This window comes from Roseateles sp. P1_C6 (genome assembly GCF_056406315.1).
Map to the genome: position 1 here is coordinate 269,303 of NZ_JBFUAK010000011.1, position 24,465 is coordinate 293,767.

General features: G+C 67.4%; 23 protein-coding genes. 15 read left to right on the top strand and 8 right to left on the bottom strand.

Annotated elements, in window-relative coordinates:
• Positions 1-2: 2 nt before the first annotated feature.
• The 8 genes from AC1D29_RS23935 to AC1D29_RS23970 form a co-directional block, all read right to left on the bottom strand.
• The gene (locus tag AC1D29_RS23935) at positions 3-1,289 is read right to left on the bottom strand and encodes a DUF3422 family protein (RefSeq protein ID WP_477902166.1); all 1,287 of its coding nucleotides are present in this window, start codon (positions 1,287-1,289) and stop codon (positions 3-5) included.
• 19 nt (positions 1,290-1,308) lie between these two features.
• Positions 1,309-1,611 carry a high-potential iron-sulfur protein gene (locus tag AC1D29_RS23940; RefSeq protein WP_477902168.1) on the bottom strand — a complete coding sequence of 101 codons (303 nt, stop codon included), beginning with the start codon at positions 1,609-1,611 and terminating at the stop codon, positions 1,309-1,311.
• Complete coding sequence (locus AC1D29_RS23945; RefSeq protein WP_477902170.1) at positions 1,608-1,919, bottom strand: hypothetical protein; 312 nt, start codon at positions 1,917-1,919, stop codon at positions 1,608-1,610. The genes AC1D29_RS23940 and AC1D29_RS23945 overlap by 4 nt, the downstream gene beginning before the upstream one ends.
• Positions 1,919-3,109 carry a geranylgeranyl diphosphate reductase gene (locus tag AC1D29_RS23950; protein WP_477902172.1) on the bottom strand — a complete coding sequence of 397 codons (1,191 nt, stop codon included), beginning with the start codon at positions 3,107-3,109 and terminating at the stop codon, positions 1,919-1,921. The genes AC1D29_RS23945 and AC1D29_RS23950 overlap by 1 nt, the downstream gene beginning before the upstream one ends.
• Complete coding sequence (locus AC1D29_RS23955; RefSeq protein ID WP_477902174.1) at positions 3,106-4,419, bottom strand: BCD family MFS transporter; 1,314 nt, start codon at positions 4,417-4,419, stop codon at positions 3,106-3,108. The genes AC1D29_RS23950 and AC1D29_RS23955 overlap by 4 nt, the downstream gene beginning before the upstream one ends.
• The gene (gene chlG / locus AC1D29_RS23960; protein ID WP_477902176.1) at positions 4,416-5,294 is read right to left on the bottom strand and encodes a chlorophyll synthase ChlG; all 879 of its coding nucleotides are present in this window, start codon (positions 5,292-5,294) and stop codon (positions 4,416-4,418) included. Before chlG ends, AC1D29_RS23955 begins: the two co-directional genes overlap by 4 nt.
• A gap of 76 nt (positions 5,295-5,370) precedes the next feature.
• A complete protein-coding gene (ppsR, locus tag AC1D29_RS23965; protein WP_477902178.1) occupies positions 5,371-6,852 on the bottom strand; it encodes a transcriptional regulator PpsR in 1,482 nt (493 codons plus the stop codon).
• Between the two features lie 96 nt (positions 6,853-6,948).
• Positions 6,949-7,953 (bottom strand): cobalamin B12-binding domain-containing protein, encoded by a 1,005-nt coding sequence (locus tag AC1D29_RS23970; RefSeq protein ID WP_477902180.1) that lies wholly within the window; start codon positions 7,951-7,953, stop codon positions 6,949-6,951.
• Positions 7,954-8,299: 346 nt separating this feature from the next.
• Here AC1D29_RS23970 and bchF point away from each other — a divergent pair, with 346 nt between their 5' ends.
• From bchF to AC1D29_RS24045, 15 genes are all read left to right on the top strand, one after another.
• Positions 8,300-8,788, top strand: coding sequence for a 2-vinyl bacteriochlorophyllide hydratase (gene bchF, locus AC1D29_RS23975; RefSeq protein ID WP_477902182.1), 489 nt, complete (start codon positions 8,300-8,302; stop codon positions 8,786-8,788).
• Positions 8,785-10,068, top strand: a complete 1,284-nt coding sequence (locus tag AC1D29_RS23980; RefSeq protein WP_477902184.1) for a ferredoxin:protochlorophyllide reductase (ATP-dependent) subunit N — start codon at positions 8,785-8,787, stop codon at positions 10,066-10,068. Before bchF ends, AC1D29_RS23980 begins: the two co-directional genes overlap by 4 nt.
• 1 nt (position 10,069) lies before the next feature.
• Positions 10,070-11,635, top strand: coding sequence for a ferredoxin:protochlorophyllide reductase (ATP-dependent) subunit B (gene bchB / locus AC1D29_RS23985; RefSeq protein ID WP_477902186.1), 1,566 nt, complete (start codon positions 10,070-10,072; stop codon positions 11,633-11,635).
• 10 nt (positions 11,636-11,645) lie between these two features.
• A complete protein-coding gene (locus tag AC1D29_RS23990) occupies positions 11,646-15,419 on the top strand; it encodes a magnesium chelatase subunit H (RefSeq protein WP_477902188.1) in 3,774 nt (1,257 codons plus the stop codon).
• Complete coding sequence (gene bchL, locus AC1D29_RS23995) at positions 15,419-16,327, top strand: ferredoxin:protochlorophyllide reductase (ATP-dependent) iron-sulfur ATP-binding protein (protein WP_477902190.1); 909 nt, start codon at positions 15,419-15,421, stop codon at positions 16,325-16,327. The genes AC1D29_RS23990 and bchL overlap by 1 nt, the downstream gene beginning before the upstream one ends.
• Entirely contained in the window at positions 16,327-17,028 is a 702-nt protein-coding gene (gene bchM / locus AC1D29_RS24000; RefSeq protein WP_477902192.1) for a magnesium protoporphyrin IX methyltransferase, read from the top strand. Before bchL ends, bchM begins: the two co-directional genes overlap by 1 nt.
• Positions 17,025-18,482: a BCD family MFS transporter gene (locus tag AC1D29_RS24005; RefSeq protein WP_477902194.1), complete on the top strand. Its 1,458-nt coding sequence runs from the start codon at positions 17,025-17,027 to the stop codon at positions 18,480-18,482. The genes bchM and AC1D29_RS24005 overlap by 4 nt, the downstream gene beginning before the upstream one ends.
• A 9-nt stretch (positions 18,483-18,491) precedes the next feature.
• A complete protein-coding gene (puhA, locus tag AC1D29_RS24010) occupies positions 18,492-19,247 on the top strand; it encodes a photosynthetic reaction center subunit H (protein WP_477902196.1) in 756 nt (251 codons plus the stop codon).
• Entirely contained in the window at positions 19,244-19,954 is a 711-nt protein-coding gene (gene puhB / locus AC1D29_RS24015; RefSeq protein ID WP_477902198.1) for a photosynthetic complex putative assembly protein PuhB, read from the top strand. The genes puhA and puhB overlap by 4 nt, the downstream gene beginning before the upstream one ends.
• A 19-nt stretch (positions 19,955-19,973) precedes the next feature.
• Positions 19,974-20,444: a photosynthetic complex assembly protein PuhC gene (gene puhC, locus AC1D29_RS24020; RefSeq protein WP_477902200.1), complete on the top strand. Its 471-nt coding sequence runs from the start codon at positions 19,974-19,976 to the stop codon at positions 20,442-20,444.
• A complete protein-coding gene (gene acsF, locus AC1D29_RS24025) occupies positions 20,428-21,504 on the top strand; it encodes a magnesium-protoporphyrin IX monomethyl ester (oxidative) cyclase (protein WP_477902202.1) in 1,077 nt (358 codons plus the stop codon). The genes puhC and acsF overlap by 17 nt, the downstream gene beginning before the upstream one ends.
• 9 nt (positions 21,505-21,513) lie before the next feature.
• A complete protein-coding gene (gene puhE, locus AC1D29_RS24030; RefSeq protein ID WP_477902204.1) occupies positions 21,514-22,281 on the top strand; it encodes a putative photosynthetic complex assembly protein PuhE in 768 nt (255 codons plus the stop codon).
• Between the two features lie 699 nt (positions 22,282-22,980).
• Positions 22,981-23,430 (top strand): Hsp20/alpha crystallin family protein, encoded by a 450-nt coding sequence (locus AC1D29_RS24035; RefSeq protein ID WP_477902206.1) that lies wholly within the window; start codon positions 22,981-22,983, stop codon positions 23,428-23,430.
• A gap of 25 nt (positions 23,431-23,455) precedes the next feature.
• The gene (locus AC1D29_RS24040; protein WP_477902208.1) at positions 23,456-23,848 is read left to right on the top strand and encodes an Hsp20/alpha crystallin family protein; all 393 of its coding nucleotides are present in this window, start codon (positions 23,456-23,458) and stop codon (positions 23,846-23,848) included.
• Between the two features lie 16 nt (positions 23,849-23,864).
• The gene (locus AC1D29_RS24045; RefSeq protein WP_477902210.1) at positions 23,865-24,401 is read left to right on the top strand and encodes an Hsp20/alpha crystallin family protein; all 537 of its coding nucleotides are present in this window, start codon (positions 23,865-23,867) and stop codon (positions 24,399-24,401) included.
• The last annotated feature ends 64 nt before the right edge of the window (positions 24,402-24,465 follow it).

Below are 24,465 nucleotides of genomic sequence, written 5' to 3' on the forward strand. Positions count from 1 at the left end.
TTTCAGTTCGCCTCGGATTCCTGGGCATGCTTGCGCGCCCGGTGAACTGCCGTAAAGGCCAGCAACGCCAGAACCGGGACGCTCAAGCCCACGAACAGATCTGTGTCGAGCGGCAGACCCAGCGATCGCCCACCCTTGGCGAGATAGCCGACCACGCCGGCCATGTAGTAGACGATGGCGGCGATGGACAGGCCCTCCACCGTCTGCTGCAGGCGCAGCTGCAACCTGGCACGCCGGTCCATGGAGGCCAGCAGCGCATGGTTCTGGTGCTCGCGGGCGATGTCGACTCGGGTGGACAACAGATAGCTGGCCTGCGCCACGCGCTCGGACAGGTCGTGCATGCGCTGCGACACGGTGGCGCAGGTGGCCACGGCAGGCGTGAAGCGACGCGACATGAATTCGTCAATGGTCTGTAGGCCGCTGAGGCGCCGCTCGCGCAGCTCGGCGATGCGGGTGCGCACCAGGTCCGCATAGGCCCGGCAGGCGCCGAAGCGGAACTGGCTCGCCGACAGGCCGCTCTCCACCTCGGCGGCCAGCCGCGTGAGCTCCTGCAGCAGCTTCTCGTCGCGGCCGCCGTCACTGGCGATGTCGTCAGTGAGGCCGGCCAGGGAGCGCTCGATGGCCAGGATGCGCGGCGAAAGGCGGCGCGCGACCGGGAAGGCCAGCAGGGCCATCATGCGGTAGGCCTCGATCTCGAACAGGCGCTGCAGCATGCGGCCGGCCATCAACGGCGTGAAGCCCTGGTCCACCAGCAGCAGGCGGCCGAAGCCGTCGGGATGGATCAGGAAATCGGAGTAGGCCAGGCCGGCGCCATCGCCCACGGCGCTGCCCACGATGGGGCTGTTGGCGAAGAACCGCTGCTGCAGGTCGGGCAGGGCCGGGGTGTCCTCGGCCTGCAGCAGCTCGGCGTGGCCGGCATAGACCGTCATGCCCGGCACGCCGGCTAGCCAGCCGGCCGGTAGCTGCGCCGCCGCTGGATGGGTAAAGCCCGGCGCGTCGAGCGCGGCCATCAGCACCGTGTAGCTGGAGAACTCGCCGTGACGCTCCCACTTGAGCCGCAGGCCGCCGATCAGGCCGCTCCAATGCACCGCATCGGCCGCGGGCGCCGCTTGGCTTTGCGTGCGGCACAGCTTGGCCAGATGAGCCAGCTCCCGCTCGCGGTCATCGGCATCCACCAGCACTGCCACATAGCTGGCGCGACCCGGCGCCGCAAGCGGCTCCGAAGGGCGCGCGTGCACCTCCAGCGACAGCGATGCGCGCTCAGGCAGGTCTGCCGGTAGCAGCCTCATGCGGAACTGGTCTCAGCCATCAAGGCTTTTTGACGTACGCGCTGCACCAGCCTTTGGCGGCTACCTGCTTGCCAGCAAAGATCGGGCAGGGGCCGGAGGGAGCCCCTGCCTTGCCCTGGAACAATGCGCAATTCCCGCAGGCAGAACCGGCCACATACTTGGGCTGCTTGACCTTGTCGATCTTGGAGGCGTCGGCGTGGTAGCCGAGCGAAACCGCGGTCGGATCCTTCTCGTCGACCATGGCCTGGGACCAGGCCTGTCCGGCCAGCAGGCCTGCCCCGGCCAAAGGGACCAGGCGGAAGAAACTTCTACGTGTGCTCATGGTGAATGCCTTCCTTGCCCGACGGGCTGGGTGGGTGTGAAGAGTTCAGGGCGACGGTGGCGCGCCAGCAGGTCCATCAAGTGGGACAAGCCAGCGGCGGCCAGGCAGAGAACGATCCAGGCGAGGTCTGCGCCGACAAGGCTCAGGCGCAACGCCAGGGTCAGGCTCAAGCCGGCCAATAGATTGGGCGCCAGATTCGCAAACCCCGCGGGCCGACGCAGCAAGAGCCATAGCAATTCGATCAGGCTCACCGCCAGCACCAGATCCACCAGGTGCAGCAGCAGCGCGGCTTGGGTCGGCTGGTCCATCAAACGCGCGCCAACCCGAGCAGGTGGGCCATGTCCTTGAAGAAGATGCGCGCATGCGCCATCGGCTTGGCGCGCACCAGGCGCTTGTGCATATAGGCGTCGAAGGTCAGCTGCTGCACATCGCGGTCGCGACAGATGCTCACAAAACGCTCGCGGCGCTTGTCGCTGGAGTACCAGAAGCGCTGCATCATGCCGAGGATCCAGAACACCCGGCCATGCTCACGCATGAAGCGCTTGCGCGCGCCGGCGAGCGCGCGTGCGTCGCCGCTATGCAGCAGTTGCCGCACGGCTTCGGCAGCCAGGCGACCACCCAGCATCGCGTAGTAGATGCCCTCCCCCGAGGCGGGCGCGACCACGCCGGCGGCGTCGCCGGCCAGTACCACGTCGCGACCGTTGTCCCAGCGCGGCAGCGGCTTCATGGGGATGGGCGCGCCCTCGCGGCGCAGGGTGCGAGCATGGGCCAGGCCGGCCGACGCCCGCAGCTGGATGACGCCGCGGCGCAGCGAGAAGCCCTTGTCAGCACTGCCGGTGCCAATGCTGACGCTTGCACCGTGAGGGAAGACCCAGCCGTAGAAGTCGGGCGACAGGGCGCCGCGGTAGTGCACCTCGCAGCGGCTGCCGAGGTAGCCCGGGGGCGGCTCGTCGGGCACTGCGACGATCTCGTGATACGCGAACACGAAGCGCCCCTTGTCGGCGCCGGGGATGGCCTGCTGGGCCACCTGGGAGCGGGCGCCGTCGGCGCCGATGACGGCACGGGTGCGCACGCTCAGGGGCCCGCCGTCGACGCTGTAGTGCACGACGCTGATGCCGTCCGGGTCGCGGTCCAGGCGTTCGAAGCAGCCCTCGCGGCGCTCGGCACCGTGCGAGGCGGCGCGCTCGCGCAGCCATTCGTCGAAATGCTCGCGGTCCACCATGCCGACGAAGCCTCCCTCGATGGGGATGTCCACTTCGACCGCCTGAGGCGAAATCATCCGCGCAGCAGTGGCGCGGGCGACCAGCATGCTCTCGGGGATGGCGAAGTCCGCGATCAGACGCGGTGGAATGGCGCCACCGCAGGGCTTGATTCGACCGGCGCGGTCCAGCAGCAGCACGCGTAAGCCCTGGCTGGCCAGGTCGTCGGCTGCCGTTGCGCCGGCGGGGCCGCCGCCGACCACCACCACATCGCAGTCCACCGACGGGTTGTTGCTCATAACGCCCTCTCGAGTTGACCGACAAAGGCCGGCCGCGCTACGGCACGGGGCTCGACACGGGACGCGAGCCGGGCAGCCCAGAAGAAGAGCCCGGCATCGAGGAGGAAGACCAGCGAATAGGCCAGGCCAGCGTCGGCCAGCAGCCAGCGCGTCAGGTCGCTGGCGGCCGTGCCCAGCACACCGCCGAGCGCGAAGGCCATCGCCTGCGCCGCACCCCAGAGTCCCATGCGCACGCCCTCTTGCCCAGCCCTGCCTGCGCCGGCCAGGCCCATCATGGAACCTATTGCAGCGATGGAGAAGGCACCGGTCGCCAGGCCCAGCGCGAACACATTGGCACGCAGCGGCCAGGTGGGACCGACCAGGCCCGCGCACACCAGCCCGCCCAGGGCCAGCGCCGAGGCCACGCAGCCCCAAACGGTCCAGGCGCGCAGCGAGCCCCATTGCCGGCCGGCCCAACGGCTGCCGGCTGCGGCAGCCAGCAGCATGCCAACCAGGGCGCCGCCATGCTGTGTGCCCGAGAGCTGGGTGGTGGCGCCGGGTGTGAGCCCGAACACCAGGCCGGCGAAGGGCTCGAGGATCAGGTCCTGCATGCTGAAGGCCAACATGGAGACAAACACGAAAACGGTGAAGCGGCGCGCGCGCGGCTCTTCCCAGGCGTCGGCCAGGGCTTGCTTGAACGCAACCGGCGCCTGCGCCTCAGCGGCAGGCTGCGCGGGCCCTTCCAGCCCAATCAGTGCCAGGACGGTCAGCACCACGGCCGATACCGCCACGCCACCGGCCACCCACAGCAGGCGGCCGGGCGAGAACGGGTCGAGCAGGCTGCCGGCCACGCCCGCCGTGACGACGAAGCCGGCAATCATCATGATCCAGACCGTGGTAGCGGCAGCGGCGCGGCGCTCCGGCATCACGCGCTTGGCCAGCAGCACCAACAGCGAGGTGCCGCTGGCGGCCACGCCGAGGCCGATCAAGGTGTAGGACAGCAAGGCCAGCGCGATGCCCGCTGCCGGGCTGCTGCCCATCCATACCGTGGCCAGCGCGGCAAGCCAGCCGCCGGCGGCCAGAGTGACCATGCCGCCAATGATCCACGGCGTGCGGCGCCCGCCAAGATCCGAGCCATGGCCCATGCGCGGGCGGCTGATCTGCACGACATAGTGCAGCGCCAGCAGCAGGCCGGGCAGCAGCGCCGGTAGCGCCATCTCCACCACCATCACGCGGTTCAGCGTCGACGTGGTGAGCACGACGATGGCGCCCAGGCTGGCTTGCACGAGGCCAAGGCGTAGCACGCTGAGCCCACCGAACGCCTTGCTCATACCACCACTCCTCGCAGCGCGAACGCGCTGACCAGCATGCCCGAGACATAGAGCGGCACGCCCGCGCCGCTATACCAGACGGCACGCTCCAGCGGCTGGGCCACGAAGCGCTTCATCATCAACAGTTGCACCGCCAACAGGCCCGCCACGGCCAGGCCATGCCAGCCCTGGCCCCAGTGCCACAGCAGCAGGGCCACGACGACCTGCGGCACCGCCATGACGATGGAGGCGACATAGGCTGCACCCGGCGCGCCAAGCGTGACGGGTAGCGAGTCGATGCCCATCTGGCGGTCGCCCTTGATGGACTTGAAGTCGTTCAAGGTCATGATGCCGTGCGCCCCGAGGCTGTACAGCAAAGCCAGCCCCAGGGAGCGCGCATCGGGCCACTGCCCCACGGCCATCACGGCAGCGCCGGTCATCCAGGCCAGGCCTTCATAGCACAGGCCACATGCGGCATTACCCCACCAGCCATTGCGCTTGAGGCGCAATGGCGGCGCGCTGTAGGCCCAGGCCAGCAGCAGGCCGAAGACGGCAGCCAGGAAGCCGGCCTGGCCCAGCTGCCAAGCCAGCAGCAGCGACAGCAACGTCCAGATGACGGCGATGTACAGGCCCCAGTGACCCGGTATGCGGCCGGAGGGGATGGGGCGCTGCGGCTCGTTGATGGCGTCGACATGGCGGTCGAACCAGTCGTTGACGGCCTGGCTGGTCGCGCAGACGAATGGACCTGCCAGCAGCACTCCGGCCACGATCAGCGGCCAGCGCCCGTCGGCGGGCAGTCCAGAGGCCACCACACCGCAGCCAAAAGCCCACATCGGCGGGAACCAGGTGATGGGTTTGAGCAGTTCGGCGACGGCCGAAAGAGCGGGGCGCTGCATGCAGCCTATTCTGAGCTGACACCACTCAATGTCAAGCCAGATTTACACTTCCTGCTCGCCCACTCGGGCGTGGCCGCTACTCGCCGCTGGCGGGGGCGGCTGAGTCCTGCATGCCGTAGCGTCGCAGCTTCATGTATAGGCCCTGACGCGACAGGCCCAGCATCTCAGCGGCTGACGCCCGGTTGTCCCGGGTCAGGCCAAGCGCCGCCTCGATGCACAGGCGCTCGATCAGATCGGTGGTCTCGCCGACGATGTCCTTGAGCGGCAACCGGCCCACCAGCCCGGTGAGCTGCTCTACCGAGCGGGGCAGTTGGCGGTTCGAGCGACCCTCGGCGGGCAGGCGCCTGGCCACGTCGCGGATCGAGAAGCCGAGACAGGCCTGGGGGCCGTCAGGCACCGCCACGGCCGAGATCTCAACCGCCGCCGGCTCGCCGTAAGCGCCGCGCACCGTCGTCGGGAACAGGCGCAGCACGCCATGCTGGCGCAGGTTGGTGATCAGCACGTTCAGGTCCACCGACGAGCGGCCCAGCCAGCGGTCCAGGGATTGGCCCTGCACCGACTCCCCCGCGGCCAGCTGCAACATGTCGCTGAAAGCCTGGTTGGCGCTGAGGATGCGGCCCTGCATGTCGGTCAGGACAAAGGCATCGGGCATCGCATTGACAACGTCCATCAACGAGGGGCCATCCGCCGCGCGCGTGACGGCACGTTCGGGACCACCGACACGTGCGGGCGACAATCGGACCAGCAGCGAGGTGCTGCTGTCCTGCTTGAACAGGCTGGCGGACAGCTTCAGTTCTGTGTTGCCATGGGCCAGACGCACCAGCGTGTCCTCGCTGCGACCGGCGCTGCGCGCCTGCGAGAAGCTTGCATAGGACTCGGCTTGGCTCTCCACTGCCAGCAGTTCGGCGAAGCTGCGGCCGACGATGCGCTTGCTTGAATCCCCCAGCACGCGCGCCGCGGCCGCGTTGTGTTCGAACACGACCAGCGATGCCGCGTCGAGCACCAGCACGGCCTCGTCAACCGCTTCGAATAGCAGCCGGTAGCGGGCCTCGGTATGGCGAAGGCGGAGATAGTCCCTCTCCATGGACTGCTGGGCATCAACAAGGCGCTGCTGCACCGCCGCGACCTCGCGCAGGTCCCGTCCCACGGCCAGCAGGCGGCCCTGTACCCCCATGGGCACGATGTTGTAGCTGACAGGCAGGTCGACGCCGCCAGACAAGGCATGGGTGACCTGGCGCGCCGGGCGCTCGCCCCGGTTCTCGGCGCCGGATCCCGCCGCCGCTGCCGCCGCGGCCAGCATGGAGTTGACCTTGCCGCGGTTCTCGATGGTGACCGTCTCGACCCAGCGTCGGCCGACCCACTGGCGCAGTTCACCCAGTTCCTGGCTGCGGCCGGTGCTCAGCGAAATGTCGCGAATCACCCCTTGACTGTCCAGCACCAGCGCCAGATCAGCAGCGGCAGCAACTACCGCAGCGAGGACGTCGGCATTCAGGTCAGCGAAATAAAGCTGAGGAGCTTCAAACAGCTGATCGGTGGCCGATGTGCCAAGGTTGTGCATCGAGCTCCCTGAATTGCTAGGGGCGGCATGGTGATGCCACCGAAAGACATGAAGGCTGGCTGGTGTTGCGGGCGGGGAGCTGGGAGGCACTGAGTGTCAATCTCGCTTGACGCGTTGTTCGACACCGCTTTTCGCAGCCTCCACCGCGCTGCAAGCCTCGCAAGCCATGGAATCCGCCCCGCAAAGTTGAGCCAATTCCGGCATCTGCGCCGCCATCGGCCCGCCAACCATCACAAAAATATCGCGATTGGCTGACGCCTCTCGCATGTCAAGAATAGCAGACGCCACATGGGGAATGCTGTCGCCAGTTGCGATTGACAGTCCGAACATGTCGAACCAGTTGCGGCTCAATCGGATCTGCAAATCAATCCAGGTGGCTTTGGGTTCACATTCCACATCCCAGCCAGCCCGGCTGAAGAACTCGGCCGCCATCACCACACCAAAGGTATGTTGCGCGCCCGGCACGGCGGCCAGCAGGGCGCGATGGCTGTCAGCGTCGGGGCGGGTCACCTGGGTGAAGCGGCTTCCCTGCTCATGCAGGACCCGCTGCAGCCGCCACAGGCCAATCGTGACCTGTGAGAAGTCGTAGCGGTCGTCCTCCCACAGCTCGCCCATCCAGCGCGCGCAGGGTGCAAGGAGGTCCAGGAAGACCTGCTCCTGCGACGCACCGGCATCCAGCAGTGCGCGTACATAGCTGCTGGCGCTGTCGGCGTCGCCTTCAGCTGCCAGGCGGGCCAGCGTGTGCACATGCTCCGTCGTCATCGCCAGCGGCGGCAGCGGCGGGGAGTCCTGCAGCGGCTGGGTGCTGTGCATCAGCATCAGGCGCGGAATGATCTCCAGCTCGACGATGCGCGAGAGTTGCATGTCCTGTGGGGTGTTGCTGGAAACGAGATGCGGCGAGGTCAGCCGCGGTCGCTCGTCTTCACCCAAAGGCGCGAGCTTGGCGGAAAGCTCGGCACTCTTCATGGCCAGCATCTCGGCCAGGGTCAAAGGGTCGGCCTGGAACAGCACCTCCCCCTTCGCCACGCCTCGGGAAGCCGCGGCCATCGCGCGCGGCGCCTGCTGGCGCTTGGCCAGCCGATTGATCGTCCATCCAGCCACCACGTGTCTCCTCGTGGGCGGATTGGCAGCAAGGGTTCCATTTGAGCGCCGGAGTCATCGGCTCCGGTCCTCGGCGCTGGGCAGCGTCAGAAATCGCTACTGCTAACCGTTTTGTTTCGCTTGATCTGCGTTCTTGTTGAGGACTGCGACATGCTCAGTCAGCTTGCGTTGACAGACTGCCGGAGCAATGTCGGCGGCGTCTCCGCTCGAGTCAAGCTGATTTTCCCGATCCGGACGGAAATGTCTAGTTTTGTTTACGTCAATTCCAATTGACAGTCGGAAACGGCGGGCCTAGATTCGCCCCATGCCGAATCAGCACGCCTCGTCCGCCGCCCCGAGGCAGGGCTTGCGCGGCATTCGCCGCCCTCTCTACACCCCGCAGCAACGCGCCCGCCGCGACGCCAGCGTCTGGACCCTGATCCAGGGCGTGCTGGCCCCCGTGCAGTTCCTGGTGTTCCTGGTCAGCCTCGCCCTGGTGCTGCGCTTCCTCGCCACGGGCCATGGTGAGCAGGTCGCTGCCGTCTCGGTACTGATCAAGACCCTGACGCTCTACACCATCATGGTCACGGGCTGCATTTGGGAGAAGGTGGTCTTCGACCGCTGGTTGTTCGCTCCCGCCTTCTACTGGGAAGACATGTTCAGCATGTTGGTGCTGGCCCTGCACACGGCCTATGTAGTGGCCTGGTTCACCGGCTGGCTCAGCACGCCGCAACAGATGGGGCTGGCGCTGGCTGCCTATGCCACCTACGCCATCAACGCGACGCAGTTCATCCTGAAGCTGCGGGCCGCACGGCTTGATCACGCAGCCACTCTCGCCGCCGGAGCAACTGCATGAGCGCCGTCATCCCTATCCACGCCGATGCTGGCTGCACCGACGCCCCCGTGCTGATGGAGCGCGGCCAGCGCGAAGTCTTCTGCGGCCTGACCGGCATCATCTGGCTGCACCGCAAAATGCAGGACGCCTTCTTCCTGGTGGTGGGCTCGCGCACCTGCGCCCACCTGATCCAGTCTGCTGCGGGCGTGATGATCTTTGCCGAACCGCGTTTCGCCACAGCCATTCTGGACGAGCGCGACCTTGCCGGCCTTGCGGATGCACAGGACGAGCTGGACCGCGTGGTCAAGCGCCTGCTGGAGCGCCGCCCCGACATCCGCCTGCTTTTCCTGGTTGGGTCCTGCCCGTCAGAGGTCATCAAGCTGGACCTGTCCCGCGCCGCCGCCCGCTTGAGCCAGGAATTCATGCCGCAGGTGCGGGTACTGAACTACTCGGGCAGTGGCATCGAGACTACTTTCACCCAGGGCGAGGACGCCTGTCTGGCCGCACTGGTGCCCGTACTGCCCATCTCGACCCAGTTGTACGAGCCCGAGTTGCTGATCGTCGGCGCGCTGGCCGATGTGGTGGAGGATCAGTTCAGCCGCCTGTTCGCTGCCATGGGCGTCAAGCGCTTCGCCTTCTTCCCGTCGCGCAGCTCGACCGCCCTGCCCGCTGTAGGCCCGCAGACACGTTTTCTGCTGGCCCAAGCCTTCCTCGGCGACACCGCCAAGGCGCTGGAGTCGCGCGGCGCGACCCGAGTGGCCAGCCCCTTTCCGCTCGGCGCCGAGGGCAGCGCGGCCTGGATGCAAGCGGCCGGCGACGCAATGGGTGCGCCCGCTGGCGTGGTCGAGCAAGCCATCGCTCCCGCCCGCCAGCGGGCCGAACACGCCCTGGCTGCGCACCGCGTGTCGCTGGCCGGCAAGAGCGTCTTCTTCTTCCCCGACTCGCAACTGGAAGTGCCGTTGGCGCGCTTCCTGTCACGCGAGCTGGGCATGCAGTTGACCGAAGTCGGCTCCCCCTATCTGCACCGTCAGCACCTGGCCGAGGAGCTGGCTTGGCTGCCGGCCGGCACGCAACTGTCCGAAGGCCAGGACGTGGAGAAGCAGCTGGACCGCTGCCGCGCCGCAAAGCCCGACATGGTCGTCTGCGGCCTGGGCCTGGCCAACCCGCTGGAGGCCGAGGGCTTTACGACCAAATGGTCCATCGAGCTGGTGTTCACGCCCATCCAGGGCTTTGAGCAGGCTGGCGATCTCGCGGGGCTGTTCACCCGCCCCTTGATGCGGCGCACGCTGCTGGCCGCCTGACATGCAACTCACCCTCTGGACCTACGAAGGCCCGCCGCACGTCGGCGCGATGCGCATCGCAACGGCCATGCGCGACGTGCACTACGTGCTACACGCGCCACAGGGTGACACCTATGCCGACCTGCTGTTCACGATGATCGAGCGCTCGTCCAGGCGCCCGCCGGTCACCTACACCACCTTCCAGGCGCGCGACCTGGGAGGCGACACGGCGCAGCTTTTCAAGGATGCCACACGCGACGCCTACGAACGCTTCAAGCCGCAGGCCTTGCTGGTGGGCGCGTCGTGCACCGCCGAGCTAATCCAGGACGACCCGGGCGGCCTGACCCAAGCCCTCAACCTGCCGGTACCGGTGATCCCGCTAGAGCTGCCGGCCTACCAGAAGAAGGAAAACTGGGGCGCGGCCGAGACCTTTTACCAATTGGTTCGCAATCTGGCCGTCAAGCCGACCCTGCCGCGCCCGAAGTGCGACAGGCCGCGATGCAACCTCCTCGGCCCCACCGCCCTGGGCTTTCGCCACCGCGACGACGTGCGCGAGATCCGCCAGCTGCTCGAGCTGATCGGCGTGGCAGTCAACGTAACTGCGCCGCTGGACGCCTCACCCGCCGACTTGGCCCGCCTGGCCGAGGCCGACTTCAACGTCGTGCTCTACCCCGAGGTCGCCCACCAGGCCGCCAGCTGGATGACGCGCAACCTCGGCCTGCCCGCCACCAAGACCATTCCCATCGGCGCGACGGCTACCCACGAGTTCATCCGGGAAGTCGCTGCGCTGGCCGGCATCGATGCCAGCCTCGCTGCGGCCTCGGCCCACTCCCGCTCCCCCTGGTATGCCAAGTCGGTGGACTCCAATTACCTGACGGGCAAACGCGTCTTCGTTTTCGGCGACGCCACTCACGCCATCGCCGCTGCCCGCGTGGCGGCGACCGAGTTCGGCTTCAAGGTGGTAGGCCTCGGGACCTACAGCCGCGAGTTCGCACGCGACGTGCGCGAGGCCGCAGCGAAGTACGGCGTCGAGCCACTGATCAGCGACGACTACCTGGAGGTGGAAGCCGCAATCAGCGCCGCTGCGCCTGAGCTGGTGCTCGGCACGCAAATGGAGCGCCACATCGCCAAGCGCCTGGGCCTCCCCTGCGCGGTGATCTCGGCCCCGGTGCATGTGCAGGACTTTCCGGCGCGCTACTCGCCCCAGATGGGTTACGAGGGCGCCAATGTGTTGTTCGACACCTGGGTCCACCCGCTGATGATGGGCCTGGAGGAACACCTGATCGGCATGTTCCGCGGCGATTTCGAGTTCCACGAGGACGCAGCACCCTCGCACCTCGGTGGCCAAGCGATCCAGGCGCCGACAGCCGCCGGGCTGGTCGAGACGCCTACCCAACACAACGAAGAAAGCCCGCCAGCCGCGATCCCGGCAGCGTGGGCGCCAGATGCAGAGAAGGAGCTTCGCAAGATCCCCTTCTTCGTGCGCGCCAAGGCCCGCCGCAACACCGAAGCGTATGCGCTGAGCATGAGCGTGCCGGTGATCACCGTAGAGACCCTCTATGACGCCAAAGCCCATTTCAGTCGTTAAGCGGGCTGCCATGAACGTGGTCATCGTGACCATGGACAGCCACCTCGCCAGCGCCACCGAACGCGCAAACGTGACGCTGTCCAAAGCCCTGCCCGGCCTGCGCCTCACGGTCCACGCCGCCGCCGAGTGGGGCGACAACCCCGCCGCGCTGGCCCGCTGCAAGGCCGACATCGCCACGGGCGACATCGTCATCGCGTCGATGCTCTTCCTCGAAGACCACTTCATGCCCATCCTGGCGGACCTGAAGGCGCGCCGCGAGCACTGCGATGCGATGGTCTGCGCGATGTCCGCCGCCGAGGTGACCAAGCTGACCCGCATGGGCCGTTTCGACATGTCCACGCCCGCCACCGGCGCGATGGCCTTCCTGAAGCGCCTGCGTGGCAAGCCGCCGGGCAAGGACGACGGCAACAAGGGCACCGCCGGCGCACAGCAGATGAAGACGCTGCGCATGCTGCCCAAGATCCTGCGCTTCATCCCCGGCACGGCCCAGGACGTGCGCGCCTATTTCCTGACCCTGCAGTACTGGCTGGCTGGCTCGCAGGGCAACATCGACAACATGGTGCGCCTGTTGGTGGAGCGCTATGCCGACGGACCGCGCAAGACGATGCGCACCGCCGCCAAGCCACAGCAACCCATCGAGTACCCCGAGGTGGGCCTCTACCACCCGCGCATGAGCCACCCCAGCGCCGTAGGCCTCATGGCCACCTCGCTGGAGGCTCTGCCCAAGGTGGCCACCACCGGCACCCGTGGCACGGTGGGCCTGCTGCTCATGCGCTCCTATGTACTGGCCGGCAACGCCGACCATTACAACGGCGTCATCACCGCGCTTGAGGCACGCGGCCTGCGCGTGATCCCCGCGTTCGCGACCGGGCTGGACCAGCGCCCGGCCATCACCGCCTACTTCCACACGCCAGACGGCCGCACGCAGATCGACGCGCTGGTGTCGCTGACCGGCTTTTCGCTGGTGGGCGGCCCGGCCTACAACGATGCCAAGGCGGCCGAGGACATCCTCGCCGCGCTGGACGTGCCATACCTCGCCGTGCATCCCATCGAGTTTCAGACGCTGGACCAGTGGGGCGGCTCGCAGCGAGGCCTGCTGCCGGTGGAGTCCACCATCATGGTGGCCATCCCCGAGCTGGACGGCGCCACCGGCGCGATGGTGTTCGGCGGCCGCGCCAACGCCACCCACATCGCCTGCACCGGCTGCAGCCACGCCTGCCGCTTCGAGAACGAGATAGACGCGCACGACATGCACAGCTGCATCGAGCGTGCCGACGCATTGGCCGCACGCGTGGGCAAGCTGGTGGACCTGCGCCGTAGCGAGCGCGCCGAGCGTCGCGTCGCTGCCGTCGTCTTCAACTTCCCGCCCAACGCGGGCGCCACCGGCACGGCCGCCTTCCTGTCGGTGTTTGAGTCGCTGTTCAACACGCTGGCCGCCATGGCGCGCGAGGGCTACACGGTCAACATGCCGGCCTCTGTCGACGCGCTGCGCGAAAGCATCATCACCGGCAACGCCGCGCACTTCGGTGCGATGGCCAATGTGCACCACCGCATCCCCGCCAACGAGCATCTGCGTCGCGAGAAGCACCTGAAGGAAATCGAGGCCCAGTGGGGCCCGTCGCCCGGCAAGCAGCAAAGCGACGGCAGCCACATCTTTGTGCTGGGCGAGCGCTTCGGCAATGTCTTCGTCGGCATCCAGCCCGCCTTCGGATACGAGGGCGACCCGATGCGCCTGCTTTTCGAGCAGGGGTTTGCGCCCACGCATGCCTTCTCGGCCTTCTACCGTTGGCTTCGCGAGGACTTTGCCGCCCACGCCGTGCTGCATTTCGGCACCCACGGGGCCTTGGAGTTCATGCCCGGCAAGCAGGCCGGCATGTCGGCCCGCTGCTGGCCGGACCGCCTCATCGGCGACCTGCCCAATCTGTATCTCTACGCCTCCAACAACCCGTCGGAAGGCACGATTGCCAAACGCCGCGCCGCCGCCACGCTAATCAGTTACCTGACCCCGCCAGTGGCCGAAGCCGGCCTCTACAAGGGCCTGGTCGAGCTGAAGGAAACGCTGGCGCGCCACCGCAGCCTGGAGCCCGAAGCCCAAGCCGAACGCGATGCGCTGAGCCTGATGATCCAGTCCCAGGCCGCCGAGTTCGACCTCACCGCCGCCGAGCCGCCATGGGGCGCTGCCGCCGAAGACCGCATCGCGCGGCTCTGCGAGGCGGTGCTGGAGGTCGAGTACACGTTGATTCCCTACGGCCTGCATGTGGTGGGCCAGGCGCCCAGCCCGGCCGAGCGGGTGGAGCTGCTGATGTCCTGCGCTGAGGCCTCGCACGGCGTGAGGCCGGAGCGCGCCGTCATCGAGGCGCTGGTGGCCAACGGCTTGCCCACCGCGGACGACGACCTGGAAGACCTGGCCCTGCTGCAACAGCTCAGCGAGATGGACGACCTGCTGGCCGAGGACCGCGAGATCGACGGCATCCTGCGTGCGCTGGACGGCCGCTTCCTGCGCCCTGCCCCCGGCGGCGACGTTCTGCGCACGCCCGCCGTGCTGCCCACGGGCCGCAACCTGCACGGCTTCGATCCCTTCCGCATCCCCAGCGCCTACGCGGTGAAGGACGGCTTCGCCCAGGCGCAGCGCCTGCTGGACAAGCACATGGGCGCAGGCAACCCGCTACCGGAATCCATCGCGATGGTGCTGTGGGGCACGGACAACCTGAAGAGCGAAGGCGGCCCAATCGCCCAGGTGCTGGCGCTGATGGGCGCGCGCCCGCGCTTCGACAGCTACGGCCGCCTGGCGGGTGCGGATCTCATTCCGCTGGCTGAGCTGGGCCGGCCGCGCATCGACGTGGTCATCACGCTGTCGGGCATCTTCCGCGACCTGTTGCCGCTGCAGATCAAGCTGCTGGCTGAGGCGGCCTTTCTGGCCGCTCAGGCCGACGAGACACCGGCGCAGAACTTCATCCGCAAGCACGCGCAGGCCTTCCAGGCCGAGCACGGCGGCGACCTGGAGACCGCCGCACTGCGCGTGTTCGGCAATGCCGAGGGGGCCTACGGCGCCAACATCAACAGCCTGATCGACAACAGCCGCTGGGAAGACGGCGACGAGCTGGCCGAGACCTACAGTCGCCGCAAGGGCTTTGCCTATGGCCGCGCAGGCCGCCCGGTGCAAAGCGCCAAGCTGCTACAGAGCGTGTTGGCGGACGTGCAGCTGGCCTACCAGAACCTGGACTCGGTGGAGCTGGGCGTCACGACGGTGGACACCTACTTCGACACGCTGGGCGGCGTCAGCCGCGCGATCAGGCGGGCCAAAGTGCGCAAGGGCGGCGACGGTGCGCAGATGGCGCCGGTCTACATCGGCGACCAGACGCGCGACAGCTTCGGCGGCGGCACCGTGCGCACGCTCAACGAACAGGTCGCGCTGGAGACCCGTACCCGCATGCTCAACCCCAAGTGGTACGAAGGCATGCTCAAGCACGGCTACGAGGGCGTGCGACAGATCGAAGTGCATGTGACCAACACCATGGGCTGGTCGGCCACGACCGGCCAGGTGGCGCCCTGGGTCTACGAGCAGCTCAGCGCCACGTTCATGCTCGACCCGGCCATGCGTGAACGGCTGGCCCAGTTGAACCCGACCGCTTCCGCACGCGTGGCCAACCGACTGCTGGAAGCCTATGAACGCGACTACTGGCAGCCCGATGACGACACCCTTCAAGCCCTGCGCCAGGCCGGCGACGAACTGGAAGACCGCCTCGAAGGCGTGACCCCCGCGAAAGAGAAAGCAGCCGCATGATGACCACCACCGAAGTCCCGATCCTCGAGATCGGCAACCGACGCCAACCCGATGGCGCCGGGAGCGTGCAGGTCCAGATGGACCCCACCGTGCAGATAGGCACCGCCAAGTGCTTTGCCATCTACGGCAAGGGCGGCATAGGCAAGAGCACGACGTCCAGCAACCTCTCGGCCGCATTCTCCAAGCTCGGCAAGCGCGTGCTGCAGATCGGCTGCGACCCCAAGCATGACTCCACGTTCACGCTGACCAAAAAGATGCTGCCCACCGTCATCGACGTGCTGGAGACGGTCAACTTCCACTCCGAAGAACTGCGCGTCGAGGACTTCGTCTTCGAAGGCTACAACGGCGTCATGTGTGTGGAGGCCGGTGGCCCGCCTGCGGGCACGGGCTGCGGCGGCTACGTGGTTGGCCAGACCGTCAAGCTGCTGAAGGAGCACCACCTGCTGGAAGACACGGACGTGGTGATCTTTGACGTGCTGGGCGACGTGGTCTGCGGTGGGTTTGCCGCGCCGCTGCAGCACGCCGACCGCGCGCTCATCGTCACGGCCAATGACTTTGATTCCATCTTCGCGATGAACCGCATCGTGCAGGCCATCGGCGCCAAGGCCAAGAATTACAAGGTGAGGCTGGGCGGCGTCATCGCCAACCGCAGTGCAGCCACCGACCAGATTGACAAGTACAACGACAAGATCGGCCTGAAGCTCGCTGCCCATTTCCCGGACCTGGACGTGATCCGCCGCAGCCGGCTGAAGAAGTCGACGCTGTTCGAGATGGAGTACTCGCCCGAGCTGGAGAAGGTGCAGGCCGAGTACCTGCGCCTGGCCGCCGCGCTGTGGCTGGGCGGCGAGCCCTACAGCTGTGTGCCAATGAAGGACCGCGACATCTTCGACCTCCTCGGATTCGATTGATGAACACATCCCACTACACCGAACGCCGCGGCGAGATCGAGACCTATTTCGACCGCACCGCGGTCGAAGCCTGGGCGCGGCTGACATCCGACGCGCCCGTCGGCCGCGTGCGGGCCACCGTCCGTGCCGGCCGCGATCGCATGCGCGCCACGCTGCTGTCCTGGCTCCCCGACGACCTGCGCGGCCGCCGGCTGCTGGATGCCGGCTGCGGCACCGGCGCGCTGGCCGTTGAAGCCGCCCGGCGCGGCGCCGAGGTGCTGGCCATCGACCTGTCCCCCACGCTGGTGGACCTGGCCCGTGAGCGCCAGCCCGTGTTCAGCAGCGGCGGGAGGATCGACTTCCGCTCCGGCGACATGCTGGACGCGGCGCTGGGCGAGTTCGACCATGTGGTGAGCATGGACTCGCTGATCCACTACGAGCCCGACGACGCGGTTGAGGTCATCGCCGGTCTGGCCGAGCGCACGCGCCATTCGCTGCTGTTCACGTTCGCGCCCAGCAGCCCCGCGCTCGAAGTGTTCAAGGCCGTGGGCAAGCTGTTCCCGCGCGGCAACCGCTCGCCGTCCATCGTGCCGGTGGCCGAACGCAACCTGCAGCGCCGCCTGGACGCTCACCCCCGCCTGCTGGCCTGGGACATGCGCCGCAGCCAGCGCGTCGCCAGCGGCTTCTACACCTCGCAGGCGATGGAGCTGGTGCGGCCATGAAGACCGTCGCCCGGCTCAACCAGCGGCTGGCCTCGAAATGGTCACGCCTGAGCCTGGAGTTCCTGCCGTTTGCCGACGTGGCTTGCACCGAGCTCCCGCTGTCGCGCCTGCTGCGCCTGGCGTTGTTTCAGGTGTCTGTGGGCATGGCCTACGCGCTGCTGGTCGGCACGCTGAACCGCGTGATGATCGTGGAGCTGGGCGTGTCGGCCTGGGCGGTGTCTCTGATGGTGGCACTGCCGCTGCTGGCGGCGCCTTTCCGCGCCATGGTCGGCTACCGCTCCGACAAGCACCTGTCGGCTCTGGGCTGGCGGCGCGTGCCCTACCTGTGGTTCGGCTCGCTGCTGCAGTTCGGCGGCCTGTCCATCATGCCGTTCGCGTTGATCCTGCTTCAGCCGGGGGCCGAAGCCAGCGCCCAGCCCGGCGGCGTCGTCCTCGGCCGCATCGCCGCGGCGCTCGCCTTCGTCATGGTGGGCGCCGGCATGCAGACAACGCAAACCGCCGGCCTTGCCCTGGCAACCGACCAGGCCACCGCGGACGCGCGTCCGCGGGTCGTAGCGCTGATGTACGTGATGCTGCTGCTGGGCATGGTCATGGCCAGCGCGGTCTTCGGCCTGGTGCTGCAGAACTTCACGGCCACGCGGCTGGTGGGCGTCGTGCAGGGCGCGGCCGTCGCGACCATGCTATTCAACACCCTTGCGCTGTGGAAGCAGGAAGCGCGGGGCAGCATCCCACGCGCGCCCGACGCCGCCCCCCAGGAACCCTTCCGCGCCGTCTGGCAACGCTTTGCAGCCCAGCCCAAGACGCGGCGCTTCCTGGTTGCCGTGGCCATGGGCACGGCCGCGTTCAACATGCAGGACATCGTGCTGGAACCCTACGGCGGCGCGATCCTGAAACTGTCGGTGGCCGCCACCAGCCTGCTGACCGCCGGCATGGCGCTGGGCTCGGTGCTGGCCTTTGCCATCGCCGCCCGGCTGCTGCAGCGGGGCTTTGACGCCTACCGCCTCGCCGCCATCGGCCTGCTGATCGGCATCTGCGCGTTCTCGGCCGTAATCTTCGCGGCGCCGCTGGATTCTGGCATGTTGTTCCGCTTCGGCAACTTCCTAATCGGCCTCGGCGGCGGCCTGTTCGCGGTCAGCACGCTGGTCGTGGCGATGGGGCTGGAAAGCCATGGCTGCGCAGGCCTGGCCCTCGGTGCCTGGGGCGCCATGCAAGCCACCGCCGGCGGCCTGGCCGTGGCGCTGGGCGGCACGCTGCGCGACGGCTTCGAGGCGTTGGCCGCCCACGGCTGGCTGGGCAGCGCGATGTCCGAGCCGCAGGTGGCCTACAGCGTCGTCTATCACCTGGAGATCGCGCTGCTGTTCGGCACGCTGATCGCCATCGGTCCCTTGGTTCGCCCCGCAGGCGCACGCCGTTCATCCCGCCAGCGTTTTGGGCTGGCCGAGTTCCCAGGCTAGGAGGCCTCCATGCAAACAGGTGCCATCACAGGCTATGTCGACGTTGCCCAACTCGTGCTGTATGCGTTCTGGATCTTCTTTGCAGGCTTGATCTACTACCTGCACCGCGAGAACAAGCGCGAGGGCTACCCGCTGGAGTCCGACCGCTCGCGGTCCATCACCGTGCAGGGCTGGCCCGCCGTGCCCGAGGCCAAGACCTACCGGCTGGCCAACGGCGACACCGTCCAGGTGCCCAACGGCAAGGTGGCCAACCAGCCGCCGGTCCACGAAGGCGCGTATCGCGGGTCGCCGCTGCAGCCTGAAGGCGACCTGCTGCTCGCGGGTGTCGGGCCCGGCAGCTGGAACGACCGCGCCGATGTGGCCGACCTCACCTACGAAGGCCTGCCCAAGATCGTGCCGCTGCGCGTGGCGGCCGGCTTTGGCGTGGCCCACCAGGACGTTGACCCGCGCGGACTGCCAGTGCTCGGCGACGACGGCGCCCAGGGCGGTCGGGTGGTGGACCTGTGGGTCGACCGCTCGGAAATGCTGTTCCGCTACCTGGAAGTGGATGTGGGCGGCGGCAGCCATGTGCTGCTGCCGATGAACTTCGCCCGCGTCGAGCAGCGCCGCATACGCGTGCAGTCCATCCTCAGCCACCAGTTCGCACGCGTGCCAAAGACCCGTTCGCCCGACCAGGTGACGCTGCTGGAAGAGGAAAAGATCATGGCCTACTACGGCGCCGGCACGCTCTACGCCACGCCGGGCCGTCAGGAGCCGCTGCTGTGAAAGCCGTCGCCACCCTGGTCAACGTGCTGGCGCCGGCCCACGAACACGAGTTCGAGGCGGCCCCCGGCCTGCCCGAGGCCTTGCCGACCGACGAGGTGCAGCTGTGGCAAGGCAGCCCGGACGCCCTACTGCTGGCCCGCCAGGCCCTGCACGTGGATGCGCTGCTGGTGTATTTCGGCGCGCTGCTGGCCTGGCGGGGCCTTGGCAGCGCCTACGACGGTGCTTCTCTAGGCCAGACACTGATGGCCATGGCCGGCATGCTGCCGCTGATCGCGCTGGCCCTGTCGCTACTGGGCGGAATCGCCTGGCTGATGGCCCGAACAACGGTCTACACCCTCACCAACAAGCGCGTCGTCATGCGCGTCGGCGTGGTACTGAGCATCACCTTCAATCTGCCTTACGCGCAGATCGCCTCCGCAGGCTGGCGCCCGCGTGGCCAGGGCGGCGACATCGTGCTGAGCCTGGCCGGCACCGACCGCATCGCCTATCTGCACCTGTGGCCGCATGTGCGGCCTTGGCAGCTCAAGCGAACCCAACCCATGCTGCGCGGCCTGAGCAACGCCCAGGCCATCGCGCAGATGCTGGCCGCCGCACTGCAACAGGCCGAGGCTGACCGCCACGTGCTGCCCCTGCGCGCGGTGGGCGCCGTCGACGCGCGCACCGGCGTCCCCACCCTGGTCGCCAAGCCGCTGGCGCACGCGGCCTGAACGCGCACAAGGATTCATCATGAACGCGAGCCTGCAAGCCAAACTGCCCATCGTGCCGCTGGCGGCCATGGCAGCCCTGGTGCTGAGCTGCCTGGTCGGCGTCAGTGCCGTGCGTCTGTCCGGCATGAGTGCTGTGCAGCAGGCCGACGCCGCCACGCTGAGCGCGCGCCAGCTACGCTTCGAGGACCGCGATGACGGCGGCATCGCAGTCCGGGATGCCGGCAACGGCGCGCTGCTGACCAGCGTGGCCCCAGGCACCAACGGCTTCCTGCGCAGCACCATGCGGGGCCTGGTGCGCGAGCGCAAGCGCCAGGGCCTCGGCCCGGAGCTGCCGTTCGAGCTGGTCGCGCATGTCGATGGCCGGCTCACGTTGATCGATCCCGGGACCCACCGGCGCGTCGACCTTGAGTCCTTCGGACCCACCAACTCAGCCGTATTCGCCCAGCTGCTGCCCACGTCTTCTGGAGCCGACCATGTCGCACAGCGTTGAACTGCAAAGCCCCGAGGACGCCGCCCGCCTGGCCAAGGCGGAAACGGTGCTGACGCCCCGCTTCTACAAAACCGATTACGCGGCCATGGACCGGTTGGACATGAGCCCAATCCGCGCCGAGTGGGAAGCGATGCTGGCCGAGTACGAAGGCGACAACAACCACGACCACTTCCAGCGAACGGCGGAGTTCGCGGCCGAGGTGGCCGAGCTGTCCGCCCATTGGTCGCCGCAGCTCAGGCGCGACTTCCAGGAGTTCCTGGTCAGCTCGCTGACCAGCGAGTACTCGGGCTGCGTGCTCTACAACGAGATCCAGAAGCACGTCAGCAACCCCGACATCAAGCAGCTGATGCGCTACATGACGCGCGACGAGTCGCGCCACGCCAACTTCCTCAACCAGTCGCTGAAGGACTTCGGCCTGGGCGTGGACCTGATCAACCTCAAGCAGAGCAAGGCCTACACCTACTTCAAGCCCAAGTACATCTTCTACGCGACCTATCTCTCAGAGAAGGTCGGCTACGCCCGCTACATCAGCATCTACCGCCAGCTAGAGCGCCACCCCGAGAAACGCTTCCACCCAATATTCCGGTGGTTCGAGCGCTGGTGCAACGACGAGTTCCGCCATGGCGAATCCTTCGCACTCATCATGCGAGCCCAGCCCGGGCTGCTGCGGGGCGGTAACAAGCTGTGGATCCGCTTCTTCCTGCTGGCCGTCTACGCCACCATGTACGTGCGCGACCATACGCGGCCCTGGCTCAGCGAGGCGCTGGGTATGGACCCGACGGACTACGACTACCGCGTCTTCGATATCACCACCGAGATCACGCGCCAGGTCTTCCCGCTGAGCCTGGACACCGACCACCCGGTCTTCCGCGCCGGCATGGACCGGCTGTGCGAGATCTCCGCCGCGGCCGAGCTCGCCAAGGCGCGCGGCGGCCTGGTCGGACGGCTGCAGCAAGGCCTGTGTGCGGCGCGCGCCGCGCTTTGCTTCGGCCGGCTTTACCTGCTGCCCACCAAGACCCACGAGCTGCCGCGCGACATGCGTGTGGCGCCGAGCTGGTGAGCCCAGACCATGCAACACGGCTGGCCCGCCCTCTACACGCTGCTGCTGTGGTGGTTCAGCACGGGGGTCATCCTGTACCTGAATGGCCTGCCGCGCGCCACGCACAAATGGACGTTTGCGTCGGCCACCGTGCTGCTTGGAATATCGCTGCTGGGTGTGGCAGTGTCGGCCTCTGACACCCGTGTCACCGGGGCCTACCTGGCTTTCACCGCCGCACTGATGGTCTGGGCCTGGCAGGAGGTCGGCTTCCTGCTCGGCTATGTGACCGGCCCACGCCGCCGCGCCTGCCCGCCCGGCGCGCGCGGCTGGCGCCGCGCCGGCCACGCGGTGATGGCCATCCTGTATCACGAGCTCGCGCTGATCGTGCTCGGCGGCGCCATCCTGGCAATGACCTGGCAGCAACCCAATCAGCTCGCGCTTTGGACATTTGGCGTGCTGTGGCTTATGCGGCTGTCTGCCAAGCTGAATGTCTTCCTGGGCGTGCGCAACCTCAACGAGCAGTTCCTACCCGAACACCTGCGCTACATGCACAGCTACTTCCGCCAGCGGCCCAGCAACGCACTCTTCCCCGTCAGCATCATCGCCGTCACCGCGCTGGCTGCAGCGGCATGGCACAGCGCGGTAGCGACACGCTTCGGTGCCTTCGAGGTGACCGCCAGCAGCTTCGTGGCGATGCTGCTCAGCCTGGCCTTGTTGGAGCACTGGTTCATGGTGCTGCCGCTGCCAAGCGAAAGACTCTGGGACTGGGGCATGCGATCGCGCGCGCCGCATGTCTGACATTCGACCAGAGGCAGCTCCGCGCCTAGCTGAAGGGCAGACTTGAATAGATCGGCTAAGCCATCGAGAGGGATGTGTCCACCTGCAGGTCCCCTTGAATCACGCCTGCGCAGCGCGGTGTAACGACAAGGCCTCTGAAGGGGCGTCCAGGCCCCATCAGCCACTCGATCTAGCGCGAGGTGTTCGGCACGCAGGCCTGGACGTTGACCAGTTGGGCAAGCCCTGAAGCCAGGGAGCGGTTTACCGGCGATCTCCTGCACCTCGACGCGATGCGAGCCAGCCATCATTTGCTGAACTGCACGTCCGCCGACTCGAGCTTCGCAGTGACGAATTCCACTCAGCTGGGCAAAGGCACTCTCAGAGTTGGCAGCGAACTACCGCGCGTCTACCGCCCAGTTGGATCATCCTTGAGCCGCGCAGCCTTGACTGCAGGTTCTTGAGCGCGAGGCGGCTATGTCGAACCGGTCACGCCGTCGATCGGCACCGCGAGCATCGCCTGGACTGCACTTCTGCCCGATGACGGCCCGTGCACGACTTCCTCGGGGGCGCCCACGTCTTGCCACGGTGCCTGCACTGCTTGATCTCGCCCCTAGATCTAGGGAGATGCCATCACCCTTGAAATGTCCTGGCCTGCACCGAATTCCGCTGCGACCGGCTGGAAGCCCCGGCCGGTGAACACCACTGAACGGAGATCAAGCCATGTTGCATTCATTGCTGACCCATCCGAACAGCCTGTTCGGACAATTTGACCGCTTGCACCGCGAGCTCGACGAGGTCTTTGGCATCTCAGGGCTGCCTACCAGCATCCGCTCTGTTGCGTCGGGCACCGTGCCGCAAATCAATGTCGGGCGTACACCGCAGAGCGTGGAGGTCTACGCTTTTGCCCCCGGCCTGGACGTCGGCAAGATCGAGGTCACCCTTGACCGCGGCGTCCTGCGCCTTGCCGGCGAGCGGGTACAACCGTCTTCCGGGACTGAGCGCCAGCGTTTCTATGCGCGAGAGCGCGCCACCGGCCGCTTTGACCGGACCGTCGCCTTGCCCGACGACGTTGATCCGGACCAGGTCAAGGCGAGTTATCGAGACGGCGTGCTGCAGGTGAGCATCGCGCGGCGCGAAGCGGCGCAACCCAAGCGCATCGCCATCCAGTAATCGCTGCCAAGAAGGAGTCGACATCATGAGCAAGGAACTTACTCAAAGCGACAAGTCCCAGGCTGCTGTGGACAACGCCTCCACCGAGCGCGCCGTGACGCCGGATGTGGATGTCTTCGAGGACGAAACCGGCATCACGCTGCTTGCTGACATGCCTGGGGTTCCTCGCGATCAGTTGGAACTGCATGTGGAGGGCGATTCGCTCCTCATTGAGGGACGAGTGCAACCCCAGACGCCCAATGGCCTGGAAGCCATCTATGCCGAGCTACGCGCACCCCGCTACCGCCGCGGCTTCACGTTGAGCCGGGAACTGGACACGTCCAAGATCGACGCCAACCTCAAGGACGGGGTGCTGACCCTGCGCATTCCCAAACAGGCGCACGCACAGCCCCGGCGCATCGCCGTCACCGCAGGTTGACCGGAGGGCCGAAACCATGACCCATCTTGCAGAGCAGTTGAAGCATGGCGCCGGCCAAGCCTGGGAATCTCTGACGGAGGGCTGGCGCGAACTGGGAGCGCGGGCCAATGGCGCGTTGACGCGCTTCTGGAACGAGACCGAAGACGCCCAATCCACCGATGCTGAAGGCGGCACGCCGGCCCAGGCCGGCCACGCCGATAGCTGGTTGCCGCCCACCCGATGGTCCTTCATGGCCGTGGATGTCTACGGATCACACGACAAGCTGATGGTCCGCGTGGAGGCTCCTGGCATGGCACAGGAAGACTTTCAGATCGAAATGATCTCGTCAGAGACGCTCAGCGTCGTGGGACGCAAGCGTTACGACCGCGAACGCGCCCGCAGCAACTATGCGCTCGTGCAGTGTGCCTACGGCACTTTCCGGCGTGACATCCAGTTGCCAGTGCCCGTAGATGTCGAGCGCGCGAAGGCGACCTATGAGGCAGGCGTATTGCGCATCGAGCTCCCTCGTCGAGAGCTGGCTTCGCAGCGCCGCATCGAGGTGCGCGTGGCTTGATGCCTGCGCCCAACGCTTCGCGGCCCACGGAAGCTTGCTCCGACAAGTGACCGTGGGGGCTGCG

Coding starts and splice junctions, on each gene's coding strand:
- bchL (WP_477902190.1), top strand. CDS start 15,419: ATGACCACCACCGAAGTCCCGATCCTCGAGATCGGCAACCGACGCCAA.
- bchB (WP_477902186.1), top strand. CDS start 10,070: ATGCAACTCACCCTCTGGACCTACGAAGGCCCGCCGCACGTCGGCGCG.
- AC1D29_RS23935 (WP_477902166.1), bottom strand. CDS start 1,289: ATGAGGCTGCTACCGGCAGACCTGCCTGAGCGCGCATCGCTGTCGCTG.
- bchM (WP_477902192.1), top strand. CDS start 16,327: ATGAACACATCCCACTACACCGAACGCCGCGGCGAGATCGAGACCTAT.
- AC1D29_RS23990 (WP_477902188.1), top strand. CDS start 11,646: ATGAACGTGGTCATCGTGACCATGGACAGCCACCTCGCCAGCGCCACC.
- puhC (WP_477902200.1), top strand. CDS start 19,974: ATGAACGCGAGCCTGCAAGCCAAACTGCCCATCGTGCCGCTGGCGGCC.
- AC1D29_RS24005 (WP_477902194.1), top strand. CDS start 17,025: ATGAAGACCGTCGCCCGGCTCAACCAGCGGCTGGCCTCGAAATGGTCA.
- chlG (WP_477902176.1), bottom strand. CDS start 5,294: ATGCAGCGCCCCGCTCTTTCGGCCGTCGCCGAACTGCTCAAACCCATC.
- puhE (WP_477902204.1), top strand. CDS start 21,514: ATGCAACACGGCTGGCCCGCCCTCTACACGCTGCTGCTGTGGTGGTTC.
- puhA (WP_477902196.1), top strand. CDS start 18,492: ATGCAAACAGGTGCCATCACAGGCTATGTCGACGTTGCCCAACTCGTG.
- AC1D29_RS23950 (WP_477902172.1), bottom strand. CDS start 3,109: ATGAGCAACAACCCGTCGGTGGACTGCGATGTGGTGGTGGTCGGCGGC.
- AC1D29_RS24040 (WP_477902208.1), top strand. CDS start 23,456: ATGAGCAAGGAACTTACTCAAAGCGACAAGTCCCAGGCTGCTGTGGAC.
- AC1D29_RS23940 (WP_477902168.1), bottom strand. CDS start 1,611: ATGAGCACACGTAGAAGTTTCTTCCGCCTGGTCCCTTTGGCCGGGGCA.
- AC1D29_RS23955 (WP_477902174.1), bottom strand. CDS start 4,419: ATGAGCAAGGCGTTCGGTGGGCTCAGCGTGCTACGCCTTGGCCTCGTG.
- AC1D29_RS23945 (WP_477902170.1), bottom strand. CDS start 1,919: ATGGACCAGCCGACCCAAGCCGCGCTGCTGCTGCACCTGGTGGATCTG.
- AC1D29_RS24035 (WP_477902206.1), top strand. CDS start 22,981: ATGTTGCATTCATTGCTGACCCATCCGAACAGCCTGTTCGGACAATTT.
- acsF (WP_477902202.1), top strand. CDS start 20,428: ATGTCGCACAGCGTTGAACTGCAAAGCCCCGAGGACGCCGCCCGCCTG.
- AC1D29_RS24045 (WP_477902210.1), top strand. CDS start 23,865: ATGACCCATCTTGCAGAGCAGTTGAAGCATGGCGCCGGCCAAGCCTGG.
- ppsR (WP_477902178.1), bottom strand. CDS start 6,852: ATGCACAACCTTGGCACATCGGCCACCGATCAGCTGTTTGAAGCTCCT.
- AC1D29_RS23980 (WP_477902184.1), top strand. CDS start 8,785: ATGAGCGCCGTCATCCCTATCCACGCCGATGCTGGCTGCACCGACGCC.